Annotated in this window: 20 protein-coding genes and 1 pseudogene; 11 read left to right on the top strand and 10 right to left on the bottom strand. The window is 59.4% G+C overall.

The window, feature by feature from the left end:
- Positions 1 to 17: 17 nt before the first annotated feature.
- Both L9059_RS07945 and dadA read right to left on the bottom strand, forming a co-directional pair.
- Positions 18 to 371, bottom strand: coding sequence for a RidA family protein (locus L9059_RS07945; protein WP_247289819.1), 354 nt, complete (start codon positions 369 to 371; stop codon positions 18 to 20).
- Positions 343 to 1647, bottom strand: a complete 1305-nt coding sequence (dadA, locus tag L9059_RS07940; RefSeq protein WP_247289818.1) for a D-amino acid dehydrogenase — start codon at positions 1645 to 1647, stop codon at positions 343 to 345. Before dadA ends, L9059_RS07945 begins: the two co-directional genes overlap by 29 nt.
- 157 nt (positions 1648 to 1804) lie before the next feature.
- On the opposite strand from dadA, the gene L9059_RS07935 reads away from it, so the two are divergent.
- Positions 1805 to 2293 (top strand): Lrp/AsnC ligand binding domain-containing protein, encoded by a 489-nt coding sequence (locus tag L9059_RS07935; RefSeq protein ID WP_010465173.1) that lies wholly within the window; start codon positions 1805 to 1807, stop codon positions 2291 to 2293.
- A gap of 27 nt (positions 2294 to 2320) precedes the next feature.
- Here L9059_RS07935 and L9059_RS07930 read toward each other — a convergent pair whose 3' ends face one another.
- Complete coding sequence (locus L9059_RS07930; protein ID WP_045059177.1) at positions 2321 to 2674, bottom strand: YkgJ family cysteine cluster protein; 354 nt, start codon at positions 2672 to 2674, stop codon at positions 2321 to 2323.
- 149 nt (positions 2675 to 2823) lie between these two features.
- Between L9059_RS07930 and L9059_RS07925 the strand changes: the two genes are divergently transcribed.
- The gene (locus tag L9059_RS07925; protein ID WP_247289817.1) at positions 2824 to 4137 is read left to right on the top strand and encodes an NAD(P)/FAD-dependent oxidoreductase; all 1314 of its coding nucleotides are present in this window, start codon (positions 2824 to 2826) and stop codon (positions 4135 to 4137) included.
- Between the two features lie 72 nt (positions 4138 to 4209).
- On the opposite strand, the gene L9059_RS07920 is transcribed toward L9059_RS07925, so the two are convergent.
- Positions 4210 to 4455 (bottom strand): DUF1127 domain-containing protein, encoded by a 246-nt coding sequence (locus L9059_RS07920; RefSeq protein ID WP_247289816.1) that lies wholly within the window; start codon positions 4453 to 4455, stop codon positions 4210 to 4212.
- A gap of 176 nt (positions 4456 to 4631) precedes the next feature.
- On the opposite strand from L9059_RS07920, the gene L9059_RS07915 reads away from it, so the two are divergent.
- The gene (locus tag L9059_RS07915) at positions 4632 to 6065 is read left to right on the top strand and encodes an aminotransferase-like domain-containing protein (RefSeq protein ID WP_247289815.1); all 1434 of its coding nucleotides are present in this window, start codon (positions 4632 to 4634) and stop codon (positions 6063 to 6065) included.
- A 60-nt stretch (positions 6066 to 6125) separates the two neighbouring features.
- Positions 6126 to 7691 carry a phospholipase D family protein gene (locus L9059_RS07910; RefSeq protein WP_247289814.1) on the top strand — a complete coding sequence of 522 codons (1566 nt, stop codon included), beginning with the start codon at positions 6126 to 6128 and terminating at the stop codon, positions 7689 to 7691.
- A gap of 20 nt (positions 7692 to 7711) precedes the next feature.
- Here the strand turns inward: L9059_RS07910 and L9059_RS07905 are convergent, their stop codons facing one another.
- Together L9059_RS07905 and L9059_RS07900 are read right to left on the bottom strand one after the other, a co-directional pair.
- Positions 7712 to 8857 carry an MFS transporter gene (locus tag L9059_RS07905; protein WP_247289813.1) on the bottom strand — a complete coding sequence of 382 codons (1146 nt, stop codon included), beginning with the start codon at positions 8855 to 8857 and terminating at the stop codon, positions 7712 to 7714.
- Between the two features lie 185 nt (positions 8858 to 9042).
- A complete protein-coding gene (locus L9059_RS07900; protein WP_247289812.1) occupies positions 9043 to 10536 on the bottom strand; it encodes an aldehyde dehydrogenase in 1494 nt (497 codons plus the stop codon).
- A gap of 230 nt (positions 10537 to 10766) precedes the next feature.
- Here L9059_RS07900 and L9059_RS07895 point away from each other — a divergent pair, with 230 nt between their 5' ends.
- Complete coding sequence (locus L9059_RS07895) at positions 10767 to 11129, top strand: cupin domain-containing protein (protein WP_247289811.1); 363 nt, start codon at positions 10767 to 10769, stop codon at positions 11127 to 11129.
- Positions 11130 to 11338: 209 nt separating this feature from the next.
- On the opposite strand, the gene rpmG is transcribed toward L9059_RS07895, so the two are convergent.
- Together rpmG and rpmB are read right to left on the bottom strand one after the other, a co-directional pair.
- Positions 11339 to 11494 carry a 50S ribosomal protein L33 gene (rpmG, locus tag L9059_RS07890; RefSeq protein WP_007894709.1) on the bottom strand — a complete coding sequence of 52 codons (156 nt, stop codon included), beginning with the start codon at positions 11492 to 11494 and terminating at the stop codon, positions 11339 to 11341.
- An 11-nt stretch (positions 11495 to 11505) separates the two neighbouring features.
- Positions 11506 to 11739, bottom strand: a complete 234-nt coding sequence (gene rpmB / locus L9059_RS07885) for a 50S ribosomal protein L28 (protein WP_003176907.1) — start codon at positions 11737 to 11739, stop codon at positions 11506 to 11508.
- Between the two features lie 446 nt (positions 11740 to 12185).
- Here rpmB and L9059_RS07880 point away from each other — a divergent pair, with 446 nt between their 5' ends.
- Positions 12186 to 13772: an ABC transporter substrate-binding protein gene (locus L9059_RS07880; RefSeq protein WP_247289810.1), complete on the top strand. Its 1587-nt coding sequence runs from the start codon at positions 12186 to 12188 to the stop codon at positions 13770 to 13772.
- A 74-nt stretch (positions 13773 to 13846) separates the two neighbouring features.
- Here the strand turns inward: L9059_RS07880 and radC are convergent, their stop codons facing one another.
- The gene (gene radC / locus L9059_RS07875; RefSeq protein WP_247289809.1) at positions 13847 to 14521 is read right to left on the bottom strand and encodes a RadC family protein; all 675 of its coding nucleotides are present in this window, start codon (positions 14519 to 14521) and stop codon (positions 13847 to 13849) included.
- Between the two features lie 135 nt (positions 14522 to 14656).
- Here radC and coaBC point away from each other — a divergent pair, with 135 nt between their 5' ends.
- The 4 genes and pseudogenes from coaBC to argB all read left to right on the top strand — a co-directional run bounded on the left by coaBC (position 14657) and on the right by argB (position 18985).
- On the top strand, positions 14657 to 15865 hold the full coding sequence (coaBC, locus tag L9059_RS07870; RefSeq protein ID WP_247289808.1) for a bifunctional phosphopantothenoylcysteine decarboxylase/phosphopantothenate--cysteine ligase CoaBC: 1209 nt from the start codon (positions 14657 to 14659) through the stop codon (positions 15863 to 15865).
- 5 nt (positions 15866 to 15870) lie between these two features.
- Positions 15871 to 16326 (top strand): dUTP diphosphatase, encoded by a 456-nt coding sequence (gene dut / locus L9059_RS07865; protein ID WP_247289807.1) that lies wholly within the window; start codon positions 15871 to 15873, stop codon positions 16324 to 16326.
- Positions 16327 to 16663: 337 nt separating this feature from the next.
- Positions 16664 to 18040: pseudogene (locus L9059_RS07860) on the top strand (phosphomannomutase/phosphoglucomutase); the annotation flags it as partial.
- 39 nt (positions 18041 to 18079) lie between these two features.
- On the top strand, positions 18080 to 18985 hold the full coding sequence (argB, locus tag L9059_RS07855; RefSeq protein ID WP_045059191.1) for an acetylglutamate kinase: 906 nt from the start codon (positions 18080 to 18082) through the stop codon (positions 18983 to 18985).
- A gap of 176 nt (positions 18986 to 19161) precedes the next feature.
- Here argB and pyrE read toward each other — a convergent pair whose 3' ends face one another.
- Positions 19162 to 19806: an orotate phosphoribosyltransferase gene (gene pyrE, locus L9059_RS07850; protein WP_247289805.1), complete on the bottom strand. Its 645-nt coding sequence runs from the start codon at positions 19804 to 19806 to the stop codon at positions 19162 to 19164.
- 81 nt (positions 19807 to 19887) lie between these two features.
- On the opposite strand from pyrE, the gene L9059_RS07845 reads away from it, so the two are divergent.
- On the top strand, positions 19888 to 20667 hold the full coding sequence (locus L9059_RS07845) for an exodeoxyribonuclease III (RefSeq protein ID WP_007934608.1): 780 nt from the start codon (positions 19888 to 19890) through the stop codon (positions 20665 to 20667).
- Positions 20668 to 20751: the final 84 nt, after the last annotated feature.

Below are 20751 nucleotides of genomic sequence, written 5' to 3'. Positions count from 1 at the left end.
CGGGAGAGAGATCGTGCTTAAGGCAGAGCGGCTACTACCGACAGCTCAACCAGAATTTCCGGTTCGCACAGCTTCGACTCGACCGCTGCGCGGGCTGGGGCGACGCCTTTGGGTAGCCACTTGTCCCAGACCGAATTCATGCCGGCAAAGTGCGCGTCGATGTCTTTCAGGTAAACCGTGACAGACAACAGGCGAGTCTTGTCGGTCCCGGCCAGGTCCAGCAAACGCTCGATATTGGCCAATGTTTCGCGGGTCTGCTGTTCAATCCCGGCGCTCAAATCATCGCCGACTTGCCCTGCCAGGTACACGGTATTGCTATGGACGACGATCTGGCTCATGCGCTCATTGGTGAGCTGGCGCTGGATTGACATGTTTTGCAGACTCCTGAATTTTGTGGCCGTAACGGGAAATATCGAGGCCTTCGGCACTGATCTGCGGCGTTTTCTTCGCCATCAGGTCAGCCAGCAAGCGACCGGAACCGCACGCCATGGTCCAACCCAGCGTGCCGTGACCGGTGTTCAAAAACAGATTGCTGAACGGGGTCGCGCCAACGATCGGCGTACCGTCCGGGGTCGTTGGACGCAGGCCGGTCCAGAAACTCGCCTGGGCCAGGTCGCCGCCTTGAGGATAGAGGTCGTTGACGATCATCTCCAGGGTTTCACGCCGACGCGGGTTCAGCGACAGGTCAAAACCGGCGATCTCCGCCATGCCGCCGACGCGGATGCGGTTGTCGAAACGGGTAATCGCGACCTTGTAGGTCTCGTCGAGGATGGTCGAAGTAGGCGCCATCGCCGGATTGGTGATCGGCACGGTCAGGGAGTAACCCTTGAGCGGATACACCGGGGCCTTGATGCCCAGCGGCTTGAGCAACTGCGGCGAGTAGCTGCCGAGTGCGAGTACGTAGCGGTCAGCGGTTTCCAGCTTGCCGTCGATCCACACGCCATTAACCCGGTCGCCGGCGTAGTCGAGCTTCTGGATGTCCTGGCCAAAGCGGAATTCAACACCCAGTTTCACCGCCATTTCGGCAAGACGGGTGGTGAAAATCTGGCAGTCACCGGTCTGGTCATTCGGCAGGCGCAGGGCGCCGGCGAGGATGTCGGTCACGCTGGCCAGGGCCGGTTCGACCCGGGCAATGCCGGCACGATCGAGCAGTTCGAACGGCACACCGGACTCTTTCAGGACGGCGATATCTTTCGCCGCGCCATCCAGTTGCGCCTGGGTGCGAAACAACTGGGTGGTACCGAGGCTACGGCCTTCGTAGGCAATGCCGGTTTCGGCGCGCAATTCATCGAGGCAGTCACGGCTGTACTCGGACAGGCGGACCATGCGCTCCTTGTTCACCGCATAACGGCTGGCGGTGCAGTTGCGCAGCATTTGCGCCATCCACAGGTACTGGTCGATGTCGGCCGTCGCCTTGATTGCCAGCGGGGCGTGGCGCTGCAGCAGCCACTTGATGGCCTTGAGCGGTACGCCCGGCGCTGCCCACGGCGAGGCATAGCCCGGCGACACCTGGCCGGCGTTGGCGAAACTGGTCTCCATGGCAGCGGCCGGCTGACGATCCACGACCACCACTTCAAACCCGGCTCGAGCCAGATAATAAGCACTGACGGTACCGATGACGCCGCTACCCAAGACCATGACGCGCATTTTCATATCCCTCATCGCGGCGTGCCGCTGACGTTTGTTGTGTTCGAGCAATGATGTACGCAGTGTAAAAAAGATTAGGCAGTGCTTTTCACTATATAAGTGCCTATATTTGGCGACAATTCTCGGCAAAAACCCTTTTCACGGAGGCGCATCCCCTATGCGTACCAACACTCAGACCAAACGTGAGCTGGACAAGATCGACCGCAACATCCTGCGGATCCTGCAAGCGGACGGGCGTATCTCATTTACCGAACTTGGGGAAAAGGTCGGGCTCTCGACCACGCCCTGCACCGAACGTGTGCGACGACTGGAGCGCGAAGGGATCATCATGGGCTACAACGCCCGCCTGAATCCGCAGCACCTCAAGGGTAGCCTGTTGGTCTTTGTCGAGATCAGCCTCGACTACAAATCCGGAGATACTTTCGAAGAGTTCCGACGTGCGGTGCTCAAGCTGCCTCACGTGCTGGAGTGTCACTTGGTGTCAGGGGATTTCGACTACCTGGTGAAAGCGCGGATTTCCGAGATGGCTTCGTACCGCAAATTGCTGGGCGATATCCTGCTCAAGCTGCCCCATGTGCGCGAATCCAAGAGCTATATCGTGATGGAAGAGGTGAAGGAGAGTTTGTGTTTGCCGATTCCGGATTGAAACTGGAAGATCCTTTGCTGACGGCGCTTAAACGAGTACTTGCCGGGTCGACGCCATGTACTCATGAATCTGCTTCTCCACCCGTGGATGAATCAGCTCTACCGGCCCGCGCCCATTGGGACACGGCAAGGTCTTGGTGGTGCCAAACAGCCGGCAGATCAGCGGCCTCTCGCCATACACCGTGCAACCATTGGGGCCCAGATGCACACAGTTGAGCTCATCCATTGCCGCATCCTGTTCGGCGCGGGTCTTGCGCGGCAGGCGGGACATTTCTTCCGGCGAGGTGGTCACCGGCCCACAGCAGTCATGGCAGCCCGGCACGCACTCGAAAGAGGGTATCTGCTGGCGCAGCGCGCGAATTTTCTGACTGTTGCAACTCATCGGAACACTGACCAAAGCAGCTGAATAGAGCGCAATTGTGCAGCATAAGCGCCAATCCAGACAGCGCCAGCCGACCAGTGTTGCCCGGCCTTGAAGGTCCGGCTTATGCTCGGTCAAATTTTCCAGACACCCGAATCAGGAACACGCACATGAATGCCCGTGCTCAGCAACCGCTCGCGAGCCACCAGCACACGCGCTCTTACTACGCCGCCAGCAGCCTGCCGCAACCTGATTATCCGCTGCTGCAGGGCGAAGTGGTGGCCGACATCTGCGTGGTGGGCGGAGGTTTCTCCGGACTGAACACGGCACTGGAATTGGCCGAGCGCGGCTTCAACGTGGCGTTGCTCGAAGCCCATAAGATTGGCTGGGGTGCCAGCGGCCGCAACGGCGGGCAGCTGATTCGCGGAGTTGGCCATGGGCTCGACCAGTTCGCCAATGTGATCGGCGCCGACGGCGTGCGCCAGATGAAGCTCATGGGCCTGGAAGCGGTCGAGATCGTCCGCCAGCGGGTCGAGCGTTTCCAGATCCCGTGCGACCTGACCTGGGGTTATTGCGACCTCGCTAACAAGCCGGGCGATCTGCAAGGTTTCGCCGAAGATGCCGCCGAGTTGCGCACCCTGGGTTATCGCTACCAAACCCGGCTGCTGCAGGCTAATGAAATGCATGAGGTGGTCGGGTCGGATCGGTATGTCGGCGGCCTGATCGACATGGGCTCCGGACACCTGCACCCGCTCAACCTGGCACTTGGCGAAGCCGGTGCCGCGCAGCATTTGGGTGCCCGGTTGTTTGAACAGTCGGCGGTGACCCGCATCGATTATGGCCCGCAAGTCAAAGTCCACACCGCCCATGGCTTGGTCCGCGCCAAGACGCTGGTGCTGGGATGCAACGCCTACCTCAACCAACTCAACCCTGAACTCAGCGGCAAAGTGCTGCCAGCGGGCAGCTACATCATCGCCACCGAGCCCCTGAGCGAAGCGCAGGCTCATTCGCTGCTGCCGCAGAACATGGCGGTGTGTGATCAACGGGTGGCGCTGGACTACTACCGACTCTCAGCGGACCGGCGCCTGCTGTTTGGCGGTGCCTGCCATTACTCGGGGCGAGATCCAAGCGACATCGCGGCTTACATGCGGCCGAAGATGCTCGAGGTTTTCCCGCAACTGGGGAACGTGAAGATCGACTATCAATGGGGCGGGATGATTGGAATCGGTGCCAACCGCCTGCCGCAGATCGGCCGGCTCAAGGATCAGCCGAACGTGTATTACGCCCAGGCCTATTCGGGGCATGGGGTGAACGCTACCCATCTGGCGGGCAAACTGCTCGCGGAGGCCATCAGCGGCCAACAAGGGGGTGGGTTCGATCTGTTTGCCAAGGTGCCGCACATCACTTTCCCTGGCGGCAAGCACTTGCGCTCGCCGCTGCTGGCGTTGGGGATGTTGTGGCATCGGCTGAAAGAGTTGGTCTGATCATTTTTCTGTGTTGTTAATGCCCTCATCGCGAGCAGGCTCGCGATGAGGGCAGTGAGAACACTGCACAACTCAGATCCGCCAAAACGGCTTAAGCCCCTCCTCCCGCGCCTGCTCCCGGCTCAACCCAATATCCTGCAGTTGCTCAGGCGAGAGCACCAGCAACGCCTTGCGCGTGTGCAGACGATGCCAGAACAGACCCCAGCGACCCAGGCCGGACGGCGCGTTGCGCATGTTCGCCGCGCGCGTGCCGTTGTCCTGCCCTTTCGCCAGTTCCTGACTGTGTAACGTCAGCCGCACATCGCTCAAGCCGTTCATCTTGGTGACTCCTGTTTACTTGGGTAGCAAGAGGTTTCATGATGCGCGGACGAGCAAAACCGTGACAGATTCAACCATTTGGTATTAAATCCATACAGATGCATTGTTATGGGCTCTGAATTGCCGAAATTCAGCTAATCTGTACTGGTCGCCTGCCCCCCCACCGAGACTGCGCCATGACCCTCTACGTCAACCTTGCCGAATTACTCGGCACGCGCATTGAACAGGGCTTCTATCGCCCCGGCGATCGGCTGCCGTCGGTGCGGGCGCTAAGTGTCGAACACGGGGTCAGCTTGAGTACGGTTCAGCAGGCTTATCGAGTGCTGGAAGACAACGGCCTGGCGATGCCCAAGCCCAAGTCCGGCTACTTCGTGCCCGCCAGCCGCGAGCTTCCGGATCTGCCTGCGGTAGGCCGGCCGGCGCAACGGCCGGTGGACATTTCCCAATGGGACCAAGTGCTGGAGTTGATTCGTGCAGTGCCGCGCAAGGATGTGGTGCAACTGGGACGTGGTATGCCCGACATCACCACGCCGACCATGAAACCCTTGCTGCGCAACCTCGCGCGGATCAGCCGGCGCCAGGACATGCCCGGCCTGTATTACGACAACATCCACGGCACACTCGAACTGCGCGAACAGATCGCGCGCCTGATGCTCGACTCCGGCTGTCAGTTGAGCGCCAGCGATCTGGTAGTCACCACCGGCTGCCATGAAGCGTTGTCCACCAGCATCCGGTCGATTTGCCAGCCGGGCGATATTGTGGCGGTGGATTCGCCGAGTTTTCACGGCGCCATGCAGACCCTCAAGGGCCTGGGCATGAAGGCCCTGGAAATCCCCACTGATCCGATCACTGGCATCAGCCTGGATGCACTGGAGCTGGCATTGGAGCAGTGGCCGATCAAGGTCATACAGTTGACCCCCAACTGCAATAACCCGCTGGGCTATATCATGCCGGAGTCGCGCAAACGCTCATTGTTGACACTTGCTCAGCGTTTCGACGTGGCGATCGTCGAGGACGATGTGTATGGCGAATTGTCCTACACCTACCCACGACCGCGCACGATCAAGTCTTTCGATGAAGACGGCCGTGTCCTGCTGTGCAGTTCATTTTCCAAGACCCTGGCGCCGGGTCTGCGCATTGGCTGGGTTGCGCCCGGGCGATATCTGGAAAGGGTGCTGCACATGAAATACATCAGCACCGGCTCCACGGCGCCGCAGCCGCAGATCGCAATTGCCGAATTCCTCAAGTCCGGGCACTTCGAACCGCACCTGCGACGTATGCGCACCCAATACCAACGCAACCGCGACCTGATGATCGACTGGGTTACGCGTTATTTCCCCGCAGGCACCCGCGCCAGTCGGCCCCAAGGCAGTTTCATGTTATGGGTCGAGTTACCGGACGGATTCGATACCCTAAAACTGAATCGGGCCTTGCACGATCAGGGCGTACAGATTGCCGTGGGTAGCATTTTTTCCGCCTCCGGCAAGTACCGCAATTGCCTGCGGATGAACTACGCTGCCAAACCAACACCGCTAATCGAAGAAGCGGTGCGCAAGGTGGGCGCGGCAGCTATCAAGCTGCTGGCGGAAACTGATCACATTCACGACTGACCTTTCTACGCAAAACAGCGTCCATATGTCGACCCCAGCCGCCAATCGGAACGATCCTACGTGAGAGTCAGACATCCCCTGCCCGCACTTCTGCTCTTCACGCTCCTTGGTGGCTGCGCCAACCTTGATGTGACACGCGAACCCAGCCAGGCCCTACCCGCCGGTGATTCTGCATTTGGCCGGTCGATCCAGGCCCAGGCCGCGCCTCACGAAGGCAAGTCCGGTTTTCGGCTGCTCTCCAACAGCAGTGAAGCCTTCATGGCGCGCGCCGAACTGATCCGCAATGCCCAGAGCAGCCTCGACCTGCAGTACTACATCGTCCACGACGGTATCAGCACCCGAATGCTGGTCGAAGAGCTGCTCAAGGCGGCCGACCGTGGTGTGCGGGTTAGAATCCTCCTTGATGACACCACCAGTGACGGCTTGGACTGGATCATCGCGACCCTGGCGGCGCACCCGCACATTCAGATCCGCCTGTTCAACCCGCTGCACCTGGGCCGCTCCACGGGCGTTACGCGCAACATGGGCCGCCTGTTCAACCTGTCGCAACAACACCGACGTATGCACAACAAGCTGTGGCTGGCGGACAACAGCGTGGCTATCGTCGGCGGACGCAACTTGGGCGATGAATACTTCGACGTCGAGCCCAACCTGAATTTCACCGACATCGACATGCTCAGCGTCGGCCCGGTTGCCGAACAGCTGGGGCATAGCTTCGATCAGTACTGGAACAGCGCGCTGAGCAAACCGATCGACCAGTTTCTGTCGAGCAGGCCGACACAGAAAGACCTGCAAGACACCCGGACCCAGCTTGAACGATCCCTTGAAGAAACCCGCAAGCAGAATCACGCGCTCTATCAGCAATTAATGACCTACAAAACCAACCCGCGCATGGACCTGTGGCGTCGAGAGCTGATCTGGGCCTGGAACCAGGCACTGTGGGATGCGCCTAGCAAAGTACTGGCAAAGGGCGAGCCCGATCCGCAGCTGCTGCTGACCACCCAGTTGGCGCCTGAATTGAACGGGGTGAGCAAAGAACTGATTTTAATCTCGGCTTACTTCGTGCCGGGCAAGCCGGGCTTGGTGTATCTGACCGGCCGGGCAGACGCAGGCGTCTCGGTAACCTTGCTGACCAACTCACTGGAAGCCACCGATGTGCCCGCAGTGCACGGCGGCTACGCGCCTTATCGCAGGGCATTGCTTGAACACGGCGTGAAGTTGTTCGAGTTGCGCCGGCAACCGGGCGAAGGCGGCGGCAGTGGCCCGCACATTTTCTCCAGCAAGTCCTACCGAGGCTCCGACTCCAGCCTGCACAGCAAGGCGATCATTTTCGATCAGCAGAAGTCGTTCATCGGTTCCTTCAACTTCGACCCACGCTCGGTCCTGTGGAATACCGAAGTCGGGGTGCTGGTCGACAGCCCCGAACTCGCTGCGCATGTGCGCAAATCGGCATTGGAGGGCATGGCGCCGCCCTTGAGTTACCAGGTGAAGCTGCAGGACGAGCAGATCGTCTGGGTCACCGAAGATGACGGCAAGATGCACGTGCTGACCGATGAACCTGGCAGCTGGTGGCGCCGGTTCAACGCATGGTTCAGCACGGCGGTAGGCCTGGAACGGATGTTGTAATTCACAGGTGTTGTGTGTGCTCAGGCCGGTTCGGCGACGCTGCCGAACGCCCCCTGCCGCGACAACAGGATCACCAATCCCAACGCCCCCGCTGCCATCAACAGCGGCAACGCATGGCCACTGACCCACTGGCTGCCCGCACCCGCCACCAGAGGCCCGATCAGGCAGCCGATTCCCCACAGCTGAGCAATATGCGCATTCGCGCGCACCAGCGCGTCGTCCCGATAGCGCTCGCCAATGAGGATCAGCGACAAGGTGAACAAGCCGCCCGCGCTCGCGCCAAACAGCACCCACAATGGCCAGATCAGTAGCGTGTCGATCAGCAACGGAATCGCCAGGCTCGACACCAGCAGAATCACCGCACAACCGGTAAATAGCGTGCGCCTGGATAAGCGATCAGCCAGTGCACCAATCGGCAACTGCAGTAACGCATCCCCCACCACCACCGTACTGACCATCGCCAAGGCGATTTCCGTGGTGAAGCCCTGGCGCAGGCAGTAGACCGGCAGCAACGTCAGAATCATTGCTTCGAACGCCGCGAACAGCGAAACCGCCCAGGCGATCGCCGGCAACCCCCGGCAAAAACCCCACAAATCCCTGAAGGTCACGCTGCACGCTTCGCTGCTGGGTGCTCCGCTACGGCCCAGCAACAGCAACGGTGCGATCATCAGCAGGGCGGCGCCGACCCAGAATCCGTAATCATGGTCGGTGCCTACGGCGCCCAGCAGCAACGGGCCAGCCAGTTGGCTCAATGCATAAGCGCTGCCATACAGCGCCACCAAGCGTCCGCGCCATTGTTCGATGACCAACTGATTGATCCAGCTTTCACCGAGGATAAAGACCAGGGTCAGGATCACCCCGATCATCAGCCGCAACGCCAGCCACACCGGATAGCTCGGCAACAACGCCAGCAAGCCAATGGACAGCGCCCCCGCCCACAGGCAAAGGCGCATCAGATAGGCCGTGCCCAGGCGCGCCGCCAGGTGACTGGAAATTTTCGCCCCCAGCAACACGCCGATGGCCGGCATCGCCGCCATCACACCGATTGCAAAGGAGCCGTATCCCCAGCCTTCCAGGCGAAACGACACCAGCGGCATGCTGACGCCCAGGGCCAGGCCAACACTCAACACAGACGCCAACACGGCGAAATACGTCGCCCAACGCATGCGCCACGCTCCTGTGGATATTATTTTCACCACCACACAAAACACTGTGGGAGCGGGCTTGCTCGCGAAGAGGCCAGCACATTCAACATCAATGTTGACTGTTACACCGACTTCGCGAGCAAGCCCGCTCCCACAGGACTCTTGTTGTTTCGAGCGCCTGGTTTTAGTCAGGCCCCCTTAACGGATTACAACTTGATCCAGGTCGCCTTCAGCTCGGTGTACTTGTCGAACGCATGCAGGGATTTGTCGCGACCATTACCCGACTGCTTGAAGCCGCCGAATGGCGCGGTCATGTCGCCGCCGTCATATTGGTTGACCCAGACGCTACCGGCGCGCAACGCTTTGGCGGTCAGGTGGGCCTTGGAGATGTCCGCAGTCCATACCGCTGCCGCCAGACCGTAAGGCGTGTCATTGGCGATCTGCACCGCTTCCTCGGCGCTGTCGAAGGTGATGACCGACAACACCGGGCCGAAGATCTCTTCCTGGGCGATTTTCATCGCATTGCTCACGCCGTCGAAAATCGTCGGCTCAACGTAGGTACCACCGGTTTCCTGGAGGATCCGTTTGCCGCCCGCCACCAGTTTCGCGCCGTCAGCATGACCGGATTCGATGTAGGACAGCACGGTGTTCATTTGCTGGGTATCCACCAGTGCGCCGACGTTGGTCGCAGGGTCCAGCGGGTTGCCGGGCTTCCAGGTCTTCAGCGCTTCGATCACCAGCGGCAGGAACTTGTCCTTGATCGAACGCTCGACCAGCAGGCGCGAACCCGCGGTGCAGACTTCTCCCTGGTTGAAAGCGATGGCGCCAGCAGCCGATTCGGCAGCGGCCTGCAGGTCCGGAGCATCGGCGAACACGATATTCGGGCTCTTGCCGCCAGCCTCCAGCCACACGCGCTTCATGTTCGATTCGCCGGAGTAGATCAGCAATTGCTTGGCAATTTTGGTCGAACCGGTGAACACCAGTGTGTCGACATCGTTGTGCAGGGCCAGCGCCTTGCCGACGGTATGACCGTAGCCCGGGAGGACGTTCAGCACGCCTTTGGGAATACCGGCTTCAACGGCCAGCGCCGCGATTCGGATGGCGGTCAGCGGCGATTTTTCGGACGGCTTGAGAATCACCGAGTTACCGGTGGACAACGCCGGGCCGAGTTTCCAGCAGGCCATCATCAGGGGGAAGTTCCAAGGTACGATGGCACCGACAACGCCCACCGGTTCGCGAGTCACCAGACCCAGCTGATCGTGCGGGGTGGCAGCGACTTCGTCGTAGATCTTGTCGATGGCTTCACCGCTCCAGCTCAGGGCTTGCGCCGCGCCTGGCACGTCGATGTACAGGGAATCGCTGATCGGTTTGCCCATGTCCAGGGTTTCAAGCAGGGCCAACTCTTCGGCGTGCTGTTTCAGCAGGCCGGCGAAACGAATCATGGTGGCTTTGCGTTTAGTCGGCGCCAGGCGCGACCACGCACCGGAATTGAAGGTGGCGCGGGCGTTTTCAACAGCGCGCTGGGCATCGGCGGCGTCACAGCTGGCGATCTTGCCCAGCAGGCGGCCATCTACCGGGCTGATGCACTCGAAGGTCTCGGCAGAGACAGCATCGGTGTATTCACCATTGATGTAGGCACGGCCTTCGATCTGCAGATCGCGAGCCCGTTGTTCCCAATCGGCACGAGTCAGGGTGGTCATACGAGTGTCCTCCTCTTGTTGAATACGAGCGCCCTGCGTTCTTCGCGGACGTTCTCAGGAATTCCGCCCGGCCATCCCGCATGTGTTCGGCCAAAGGCAACCGCCACCCTAAACCAGCGGCAGGTGAAGTTTCAATATATTTGACATAAGGCCGGCAAACGGCCTTGCGATGTTCATTTTAATAAACATAGACTTCGGGCTTTCCAACGCAATCACTGGGGATTACAACAATGAACATCCAGGACATCGCCGATTTCAACCAGGCCGACATCCAGCCCGATCGCTATCGGCCAGACGACGCAAAAATCCTCAAGGGCGATCCAGAGCAAGCAGTATACAACCACTACAACAGCCCTTGCGGCCAGCTGAGTGCAGGTGTCTGGGAAGGCGCTGTTGGCCAGTGGATGGTGAACTTCACCGAGCACGAATACTGCGAAATCGTTCAAGGTGTTTCAGTACTGCGCGACAATGACGGCAACAGCAAAACTGTGCGCGCGGCAGATCGTTTTGTCATTCCAGCGGGCTTCAAAGGCACCTGGGAGGTGCTGGAGCCGTGCCGCAAGATCTACGTAGCGTTCGAACAGAAGGCCTGAGGATTGTGTTTGGCTCGGCCGGCCTCTTCGCGAGCAAGCCCGCTTCCACAGTGAATCATCGTCGGACACAAATTGTGTGCTCACTGAAAATCAAATGTGGGAGCGGGCCTGCTCGCGAAGGGGTCATGGCAGGCAACACATAATCGCAGGCAACAAAAAAGGCCCGTATCTCGCGATAGGGGCCTTTTTCGTAAGAGAGAAAAAATCAATTACTTGATTTTGCCTTCTTTGTAGATCACGTGCTTGCGAACAACCGGATCAAATTTCTTGATCTCGATTTTGTCCGGAGTAGTGCGCTTGTTCTTGTCGGTAGTGTAAAAGTGACCAGTACCGGCGCTCGAAATCAAACGAATCAATTCACGCATGATTAGCTCCCTTAGATCTTGCCAGCGGCGCGGATTTCGGCCAGCACGACAGTGATGCCACGCTTGTCGATGATGCGCATGCCTTTGGCAGATACGCGCAGACGCACGAAACGTTTCTCTTCTTCAACCCAGAAGCGGTGATGCTGCAGGTTCGGCAGGAAACGACGACGGGTTTTGTTATTTGCGTGGGAAATGTTATTCCCAGTCACCGGACCCTTACCGGTAACTTGACAGACTCTCGACATGCCTCAGCCCTCTAAAACCACATGCCCAACCCGGCATGGGTTGGCCGCTTAATCTCTCAGTCATTTGGCGCCAGGCGCCGCGTTTCTTTAAGGGTCTTACCGGCTACACCTACAAGTGAAGGAACCGGGCCCCTAGAAAAGAGCGCTGCTTTATACCAGAAAGACCGCAGAGCAACAACATTCCGTGTGCGTTGAGTCGATAAAAACCGCGTTTTTCAGGCTTTGAGCGCCTTGTACAAAGGCTGTGGCCGATATTTACCGCTCGTCGCAGAGAATCAGCCGACAGACCATTTCGGGGTTCTTGAGATCACCGCACGCGAAAATCGATCGCACATAGTCCCCCTAAAATGAAAATGGGGATAGTCATTTGCAAAGGAGCCATCTAGGGTAACCCTTTTCCAGACTGCACTTGCAGATGGGCCTTCGATCTGTAAAGGAATCCGACCATGCGCCTCGCTGCCCTACCGCTGTTGCTCGCCCCTTTCCTGCTGAGCCCGCAAGCCATGGCTGCGGCCCTGAGCGTCTGCACCGAGGCCAGCCCTGAAGGGTTCGACGTGGTGCAATACAACTCGCTGACCACCACCAACGCGTCAGCCGATGTGCTGATGAATCGCCTGGTGGACTTCGATACGGCCAGCGGCAAAGTGGTCGCAGGCCTTGCCGACAGCTGGGAAGTCTCTGCGGACGGCCTGACCTATGTCTTCAAATTGCATCCACAGGTGAAATTCCATCGCACCGGCTATTTCACGCCAACCCGTGAGCTGACAGCTGAAGATGTGAAGTTCAGTTTCGACCGCATGCTGGATCCAGCAAACCCTTGGCACAAAGTGGCGCAGAGCGGCTTCCCGCACGCACAGTCGATGCAACTCCCCGCGCTGATCAAGAAAATCGATGCGCTGGACCCGCTGACCGTGCGCTTCACCCTCGATCACCCCGACTCGACCTTCCTGCCCACCTTGAGCATGGGGTTCGCTTCGATCTATTCCGCCGAATACGCGGACAAGCTGATGAAAGCCGGCACCCCGGAGAAGCTCAATAGCCAGCCTATTGGCAGCGGCCCGTTCATCTTCACGCGCTTCCAGAAAGACGCCTCGATTCGCTACAAGGCCAACCCGGATTACTTCCGCGGCAAGCCTTCGGTTGATCCTCTGATATTTGCCATCACCCCCGACGCCAACGTGCGCCTGCAGAAACTGCGCCGCAATGAGTGCCAGATCGCCCTGTCGCCCAAACCTCTGGACGTAGAGGCAGCGCTGAAAGAGCCGACCCTGAAAGTGGAAAAGACCGACGCTTTCATGACTGCGTTTGTCGCCATCAATACTCAGCATCCACCGCTGGACAAGCCGGAAGTGCGCCAGGCGATCAATCTCGCCTTCGACAAAGCCAACTACGTCAAGGCGGTATTCGAGGACACGGCCGAGCCTGCCGCCGGACCGTACCCGCCTAATACCTGGAGTTACGCCAAAGGCTTGCCGGGCTACGCCCATGACATTGCAAAGGCCAAGGCGCTGATGGCCAAGGCCGGGCTCAAGGACGGCTTCCAAACCACCATCTGGACGCGCCCGTCCGGTAGCCTGCTGAACCCCAACCCAAGTCTCGGCGCGCAGATGCTGCAGTCGGACCTGGCGGAAATTGGCATCCAGGCAGAAATTCGCGTAATCGAATGGGGCGAGGTGATCCGCCGCGCCAAGGCTGGCGAGCACGACCTGCTGTTCATGGGTTGGGCGGGTGACAACGGCGATCCGGACAATTTCCTGACGCCGCAATTTTCCTGTGCTGCGGTGAAGTCCGGCACCAATTTCGCCCGTTACTGCAACCAGGATCTGGACAAGCTGATCAGCGCCGGCAAGACCACGTCCGAGCAAGGTGTACGCACCAAGCTTTATGAGCAGGCCCAGGCGCAAATCCAGCAGCAGGCGCTGTGGCTGCCACTGGCGCACCCGACCGCCTTTGCCTTGCTACGCAAGGACGTCGAGGGATATTCGGTGAGCCCGTTTGGTCGCCAGGATTATTCGAACGTCAGCTTCAAATAACCGCGCGTGGGAAAATCTGTGGGAGCGAGCTGGCTCGCTCCCACCAGATTTCACTCATCTGCGAACCCCATCACTTACATCCACCCATACTCGGCCATCGACAACGGGTCTCCATCGCCCACGATGAAATGATCGAGTACTCGCACATCAATCAGCTGCAGAGCCTCTTTCAGCCGCCTGGTCAACATGCGGTCCGCCTGGCTGGGGGTGGCGTTGCCCGAGGGATGGTTGTGACACAGGATCAGCGCAGCGGCGTTGTTGACCAGTGCGCGCTTCACCACCTCACGGGGATGAACGCTAGTACTGTCGATGGAGCCGCGAAACATGGCTTCGAAGGTCAGCACCTGGTGCCGCGAATCCAGAAACAGGCAGCCGAACACTTCCTGCTGCTCGTGGCGCAGCATCGATTTCAGATAATCGCGAACCGCCTGGGGATTTTCCAGCGCCGATCGCACGCGCAGACGCTCCGCCAGATGGCGCCGGTTCATTTCCTGCACCGCCTGCAGTTGCGCAAATTTCGCTGGACCAAGCCCCAGCTCCGCACTGAACGTCGACTGATCGGCTTCCAGTAACGCCCGCAGGCTGCCGAATTTGCTCAACAAGTGACGCGCCAGGTCCACCGCACTTTTGCCGGCTGAGCCTGTTCGTAGAAATATTGCCAGAAGCTCTGCATCCGACAGGCTCGCAGAGCCTTGCACAAGCAGCTTTTCCCGGGGTCGCTCGGCCGTCGGCCAATTGCGAATACTCATAGCACCTCCCTGTCTGTGGGCGCCGCTGTTCCATAGCGGTCGCTGTGATATCTTAGCCCATCTTTTTTGCGGACGAATTCATCCCTGGGGAGGGGGTTTCGTCATGCAGTCACCAACGAATTGAAAGGCTGACCTATGCAGCGGCTGTATCGGAAACGCATTGTTCTGGGCGTCGGCGGCGGCATCGCTGCCTACAAGAGCGCCGAGCTGGTTCGCCGACTGATCGACCAGGGTGCCGAAGTGCGCGTGGTCATGACCCGTGGTGGCAGTGAGTTCATCACGCCGTTGACCATGCAGGCCTTGTCCGGCCATCCAGTGCACCTGGATCTACTGGACCCTGCAGCCGAAGCGGCGATGGGCCACATCGAGCTGGCCAAATGGGCCGACCTGGTACTGATCGCTCCTGCCACCGCAGACCTGATCGCGCGCCTGTCCCAGGGAATTGCTGATGACCTGTTGACCACACTGGTGCTGGCCACCGACGCCGTGGTGGCCGTTGCCCCGGCAATGAACCAGGCCATGTGGCGCGACGCAGCGACCCAGAGCAACCTGCAACTCCTTCAAAGTCGCGACCTGAAAGTCTTCGGCCCGGCTTCCGGCAGCCAGGCCTGCGGCGACGTCGGCATGGGGCGGATGCTCGAAGCCAACGACCTGGTACAGTGCGCCGCAGACTGCTTCCAGCGCCAGGCACTGACCGGCAAGCACGTGCTGATTACCGCTGGCCCAACTCAGGAAAACATCGACCCGGTGCGCTACATCACCAACCATAGCTCGGGCAAAATGGGCTTCGCACTGGCTGAAGCCGCCGTCGAAGCAGGCGCTCGAGTGACCCTGATCACCGGCCCGGTGCACCTGCCAACCCCCGATCGCGTCACCCGGATCGATGTAGTCAGCGCCCGCGACATGCTCGCTGCCTGTGAAGCGGCGATCCCCTGCGACCTGTTCATTGCCTCTGCGGCCGTTGCCGACTACCGGCCCGAGGTAGTCGCACCACAAAAACTCAAGAAAGATCCTACGAGCGGCGACGGCTTATTGCTCCAAATGGTGCGCAATCCAGACATTCTGGCCTCGATCGCCACCCGCCCCGACCGGCCTTTCAGTGTCGGTTTCGCCGCCGAGACCGAACACCTGCTTGATTACGCTGCGCGCAAGCTGAAAGACAAGAACCTCGATTTGATCGTCGCCAACGACGTTGCCAACCCGAGCATCGGCTTCAACAGCGAAGAAAACGCCTGCAGCGTGATCGATCGCGAGCTCCACGCCACACTTTTCGCCCAGACCAGCAAGAGCAAGATTGCCCGCCAGCTGATCACTTTTATCGCCGAACGTCTGAACCAGGTTTAATCTACATGCACGCTTTGCAAGCCAAGATCCTCGACCCCCGCATCGGTACCGAATTCCCGCTGCCGCAGTACGCCACGCCAGGCTCCGCCGGCCTGGACCTGCGCGCCATGCTGGAACAGGACACCGTCATCAAGCCGGGCGAAACCCTGCTGATCCCTACTGGCCTTTCCGTATACATCGGCGATCCGGGCCTTGCGGCACTGATTCTGCCGCGCTCCGGCCTGGGCCATAAGCACGGCATCGTGCTGGGCAACCTGGTCGGCCTGATAGACTCCGACTACCAGGGCCCGCTGATGGTGTCCTGCTGGAACCGCAGCCAGACCGATTTTAATATGGTGGTAGGCGAACGCCTGGCCCAGTTGGTGCTGGTACCAGTGGTGCAGGCGCACTTCGAGATGGTCCAGGAGTTCGTGGAAACCGAACGTGGCGCTGGTGGATTCGGCCATACCGGCACCCGTTGATCGAAAGACGCCCACCCTTGCAGGAGCTGCCAAGGGCTGCGATCGCTTGATCTTAAAGACCAAAATCAAAAGATCGCAGCCTGCGGCAGCTCCCGCAGCACAGCGGTCTTGCGACAAGAGTTGCGCCAGTATCGGCGCAAGAGCTAGCCCAGAAAACCAAGGCAATGGACGGCCAAATGCTCACTGAAACCGGTGGCATGGCCTTTTCGCACCACGAACTCTCTGTGGAAAACGCCGTCATACCCTTCAGTTTGAACCGGCCAACGAATATTTCGCAGGCCAGTCCAGCCACTTTCGAGATGGAGCATTCCTACAGATGAGCACCCCAGCCCAAGTCGCACCGAAATTTCCCGACAGTATTTTCCGCGCCTACGACATTCGCGGCACCGTCCCGGAATTTCTCAATGCGGAGACCGCTTATTGGCTCGGGCGCGCCATCGGCGCCCAAAGCCTGGCGCAAAACGAACCCAACGTTTCGGTAGGCCGCGACGGGCGCCTGTCGGGCCCGGAGCTGGTCGAACAGTTGATCAAGGGCCTGGCCGAAAGCGGCTGCCACGTTAGCGACGTAGGCCTGGTACCAACGCCTGCGCTGTACTACGCAGCCAACGTACTGGCCGGCAAATCGGGAGTAATGTTGACCGGTAGCCATAACCCGTCGAACTACAACGGCTTCAAGATCGTCATTGCCGGCGATACCCTGGCCAACGAGCAGATCCAGGCCCTGCATGACCGCCTCAAGACCAACAACCTGAGCAGCGGCAACGGCAGCATCACCCAGGTCGAGATTCTCGAGCGCTACAACACCGAAATCGTCCAGGACATCAAGCTGGCCAGACGCCTGAAAGTTGTAGTCGACTGCGGTAACGGTGCCGCTGGCGTGATCGCCCCGCAACTGATCGAAGCATTGAACTGCGAAGTCATCCCGCTGTTCTGCGAAGTAGACGGCCATTTCCCGAACCATCACCCGGATCCAGGCAAACCTGAAAACCTCGTCGACTTGATTGCCAAGGTCAAGGAAACCAACGCCGACCTGGGCCTGGCTTTCGATGGCGACGGTGACCGCGTTGGCGTAGTGACCAACACCGGCAGCATCGTCTATCCGGACCGCCTACTGATGCTTTTTGCCCGTGACGTGCTGGAGCGGAATCCGGACGCCGAGATCATTTTCGACGTCAAATGCACCCGCCGCCTGACGCCACTGATCAAGGAATACGGCGGTCGTCCGCTAATGTGGAAGACCGGTCACTCGCTGATCAAAAAGAAAATGAAACAAACCGGCGCCCTCTTGGCCGGCGAAATGAGCGGGCACATCTTTTTCAAGGAGCGCTGGTTCGGTTTTGACGACGGCATTTACAGCGCTGCGCGTCTGCTGGAGATCCTCAGCAAGGAAAAATCCACGGCAGAAGAGCTGTTCGCGACCTTCCCGAACGATATTTCTACGCCAGAAATCAATATCCATGTGACCGAAGAGAGCAAATTCAGCATCATTGATGCATTGCACGACGCGAAATGGGGTGAAGGTGCCGACCTGACCACCATCGATGGCGTGCGAGTCGACTACGCCAAAGGCTGGGGCCTGGTGCGCGCATCCAACACCACACCGGTGCTGGTGCTGCGTTTCGAGGCCGATGACGAGGCTGAACTGCAGCGCATCAAGGACGTGTTCAAAGTCCAGTTGAAGCGTGTTGCACCTGATCTCCAACTACCGTTTTGATCTATTGAAGCGCCATTTATCGAAGTGCCGGAGCCCTGAATGACCCTCGAACGCGAAGCCGCCGCCAACACCGCCAAGGTCCTGTCCGAAGCGCTGCCTTACATCCGCCGCTATGTCGGCAAGACGCTGGTGATCAAATACGGCGGCAACGCGATGGAAAGCGAGGAGCTGAAAACCGGCTTCGCTCGCGACATCGTGCTGATGAAAGCTGTGGGTATCAACCCGGTAGTCGTTCATGGCGGCGGCCCGCAAATCGGCGACCTGCTCAAGCGCCTGTCGATCGAGAGCCACTTTATCGACGGCATGCGCGTGACCGATGCACAAACCATGGACGTAGTGGAGATGGTCCTCGGTGGCCAGGTCAACAAGGACATCGTCAACCTGATCAACCGTCATGGCGGCAGCGCCATCGGCCTGACCGGTAAAGACGCCGAGCTGATTCGTGCGAAGAAACTCACCGTGACCCGCCAAACGCCGGAGATGACCCAACCGGAAATCATCGACATCGGCCAGGTAGGCGAAGTAGTCGGGATCAACACCGACTTGCTGAACCTGCTGGTCAAAGGCGATTTCATTCCGGTGATCGCCCCCATCGGCGTCGGTGCCAACGGCGAGTCATACAACATCAACGCCGACCTGGTGGCCGGCAAGGTTGCCGAAGCGCTGAAAGCTGAGAAGCTGATGCTGCTGACCAACATCGCTGGCCTGATGGACAAATCGGGCACGGTCCTCACCGGCCTGACCACCCAACAGGTCGACGAGCTGATCGCAGATGGAACGATCTACGGCGGCATGCTGCCGAAGATTCGGTGCGCGCTGGAAGCGGTCCAGGGCGGGGTCGGCAGCTCGCTGATCATCGACGGCCGGGTGCCAAATGCCATCCTGCTGGAAATCTTCACCGATACGGGCGTGGGTACGCTGATCAGCAATCGCAAGCGTCCGTAAGCGATAGCCCACACACAAAGACCCCGCTCGGCCTGGCTGAGCGGGGTCTTTTTTTGCTCACCCCCTGTAGGAGCGAGCTCGCTCGCGATGGTCGTTAACGATGACGCTGGATATCTGGCACCCAACGGCGCTCTCTCGTCCATCACGAGCAAGCTCGCTCCTACAGGGGTTTGGCGTTACACGCCGAATTGGGCGCGGTAGGCTTCCACGGCCGGCAAATACTGCTTGAGCTGCGGGTCGTCGGCCAAAAATTCCAGCACCTGGTTCAGCGAAACGATGCTGATTACCGCAATACCGAAGTCACGCTCTACTTCCTGAATCGCTGACAACTCGCCATTGCCACGCTCCTGACGGTTCAACGCAATCAATACACCGGCCGCCTTGGCGCCGTCCTGGGAAGCGATGATCTGCATCACTTCGCGGATCGCGGTGCCGGCGGTGATCACGTCGTCGATGATCAGCACTTCGCCGGTCAATGGCGCGCCGACCAGGCTGCCGCCTTCGCCGTGGGCCTTGGCTTCCTTGCGGTTGAAGCACCATGGCAAGTCACGATCATGGTGCTCGGCCAGGGCCACGGCAGTGGTGGCTGCCAACGGTATGCCCTTGTAGGCCGGACCGAACAGCACGTCGAACGAAATGCCGCTCTCGATAATGGCCGCCGCATAGAAACGACCCAGCTGTGCCAAGGCGGAGCCGGAATTGAAAAGGCCGGCATTAAAGAAGTAAGGGCTGGTGCGCCCGGACTTCAGGGTGAACTCGCCGAAGCGCAAAACGCCGCGATCGATGGCAAAACGAATGAAATCGCGCTGATACGCTTGCATGAAAAAACCCCAGATACCACGGATTTAGCTAATTAGGTTGACGCCGTGTATCATACACGCACGCGATTTTTGGGGCCATTTATGCGGATCATCAGTGTGAACGTCAATGGTATTCAGGCTGCAGTGGAGCGAGGGTTGCTCAGTTGGCTGCAAGCACAGAATGCCGACGTCATCTGCCTGCAGGACACCCGCGCCTCCGCCTTTGAACTGGACGATCCAGCCTTCCAACTGGATGGCTACTTCCTTTATGCCTGCGAAGCTGAAGTTCCCGCCCAGGGTGGCGTGGCTTTGTATTCGCGGTTGCAGCCGAAGGCAGTCATCAGCGGTCTCGGCTTCGAGACGGCCGACCGCTACGGGCGCTACCTGCAAGCCGATTTCGATAAGGTCAGCATCGCGACCTTGCTGCTCCCTTCGGGGCAGAACGGCGATGAAGACTTGAACCAGAAGTTCAAGCTAATGGACGATTTCGCCCGTTACCTGGATAAACAGCGGCGCAAACGTCGCGAGTACATTTACTGTGGCTCGCTGTACGTGGCGCAACAAAAGCTGGATATCAAGAACTGGCGCGACAGCCAGCAATCCCCGGGATTCCTGGCGCCTGAGCGTGCCTGGATGGACGAGATTGTCGGCAACATGGGATACGTCGACGCTCTGCGCGAAGTCAGCCGCGAAGGCGACCAGTACAGCTGGTGGCCGGACAACGAACAGGCTGAAATGCTCAACCTCGGCTGGCGCTTCGACTACCAGCTGCTGACTCCAGGGCTACGCCGCTTTGTACGAAGCGCACGCCTGCCGCGTCAGCCACGGTTCTCGCAGCATGCACCGCTGATCGTGGACTACGACTGGACGCTGACTATCTAGCCTGTAGCGCCAGACGTTAGAGCGCTCGGACAAAAAAATGCCCACATCGCAAGATATGGGCATTTTTATTGGACGCCTCAGTGA

Origin of the sequence: Pseudomonas violetae, from assembly GCF_023072615.1 — a bacterium.
In the GTDB taxonomy this organism is placed as follows: domain Bacteria; phylum Pseudomonadota; class Gammaproteobacteria; order Pseudomonadales; family Pseudomonadaceae; genus Aquipseudomonas; species Aquipseudomonas violetae.
Note: the sequence above shows the minus strand (reverse complement) of the source record. Positions and strands in the feature narration are given on the sequence as shown.

What these genes read in the sequence shown, in the direction of transcription:
- pyrE (WP_247289805.1), bottom strand. Translation starts at nt 19,806, where the DNA reads ATGCAAGCGTATCAGCGCGATTTCATTCGTTTTGCCATCGATCGCGGC.
- L9059_RS07900 (WP_247289812.1), bottom strand. Translation starts at nt 10,536, where the DNA reads ATGACCACCCTGACTCGTGCCGATTGGGAACAACGGGCTCGCGATCTG.
- L9059_RS07920 (WP_247289816.1), bottom strand. Translation starts at nt 4,455, where the DNA reads ATGAACGGCTTGAGCGATGTGCGGCTGACGTTACACAGTCAGGAACTG.
- L9059_RS07935 (WP_010465173.1), top strand. Translation starts at nt 1,805, where the DNA reads ATGCGTACCAACACTCAGACCAAACGTGAGCTGGACAAGATCGACCGC.
- rpmB (WP_003176907.1), bottom strand. Translation starts at nt 11,739, where the DNA reads ATGTCGAGAGTCTGTCAAGTTACCGGTAAGGGTCCGGTGACTGGGAAT.
- L9059_RS07905 (WP_247289813.1), bottom strand. Translation starts at nt 8,857, where the DNA reads ATGCGTTGGGCGACGTATTTCGCCGTGTTGGCGTCTGTGTTGAGTGTT.
- L9059_RS07930 (WP_045059177.1), bottom strand. Translation starts at nt 2,674, where the DNA reads ATGAGTTGCAACAGTCAGAAAATTCGCGCGCTGCGCCAGCAGATACCC.
- L9059_RS07895 (WP_247289811.1), top strand. Translation starts at nt 10,767, where the DNA reads ATGAACATCCAGGACATCGCCGATTTCAACCAGGCCGACATCCAGCCC.
- dadA (WP_247289818.1), bottom strand. Translation starts at nt 1,647, where the DNA reads ATGCGCGTCATGGTCTTGGGTAGCGGCGTCATCGGTACCGTCAGTGCT.
- coaBC (WP_247289808.1), top strand. Translation starts at nt 14,657, where the DNA reads ATGCAGCGGCTGTATCGGAAACGCATTGTTCTGGGCGTCGGCGGCGGC.
- L9059_RS07880 (WP_247289810.1), top strand. Translation starts at nt 12,186, where the DNA reads ATGCGCCTCGCTGCCCTACCGCTGTTGCTCGCCCCTTTCCTGCTGAGC.
- rpmG (WP_007894709.1), bottom strand. Translation starts at nt 11,494, where the DNA reads ATGCGTGAATTGATTCGTTTGATTTCGAGCGCCGGTACTGGTCACTTT.
- radC (WP_247289809.1), bottom strand. Translation starts at nt 14,521, where the DNA reads ATGAGTATTCGCAATTGGCCGACGGCCGAGCGACCCCGGGAAAAGCTG.
- L9059_RS07945 (WP_247289819.1), bottom strand. Translation starts at nt 371, where the DNA reads ATGTCAATCCAGCGCCAGCTCACCAATGAGCGCATGAGCCAGATCGTC.
- argB (WP_045059191.1), top strand. Translation starts at nt 18,080, where the DNA reads ATGACCCTCGAACGCGAAGCCGCCGCCAACACCGCCAAGGTCCTGTCC.
- L9059_RS07915 (WP_247289815.1), top strand. Translation starts at nt 4,632, where the DNA reads ATGACCCTCTACGTCAACCTTGCCGAATTACTCGGCACGCGCATTGAA.
- L9059_RS07925 (WP_247289817.1), top strand. Translation starts at nt 2,824, where the DNA reads ATGAATGCCCGTGCTCAGCAACCGCTCGCGAGCCACCAGCACACGCGC.
- dut (WP_247289807.1), top strand. Translation starts at nt 15,871, where the DNA reads ATGCACGCTTTGCAAGCCAAGATCCTCGACCCCCGCATCGGTACCGAA.
- L9059_RS07845 (WP_007934608.1), top strand. Translation starts at nt 19,888, where the DNA reads ATGCGGATCATCAGTGTGAACGTCAATGGTATTCAGGCTGCAGTGGAG.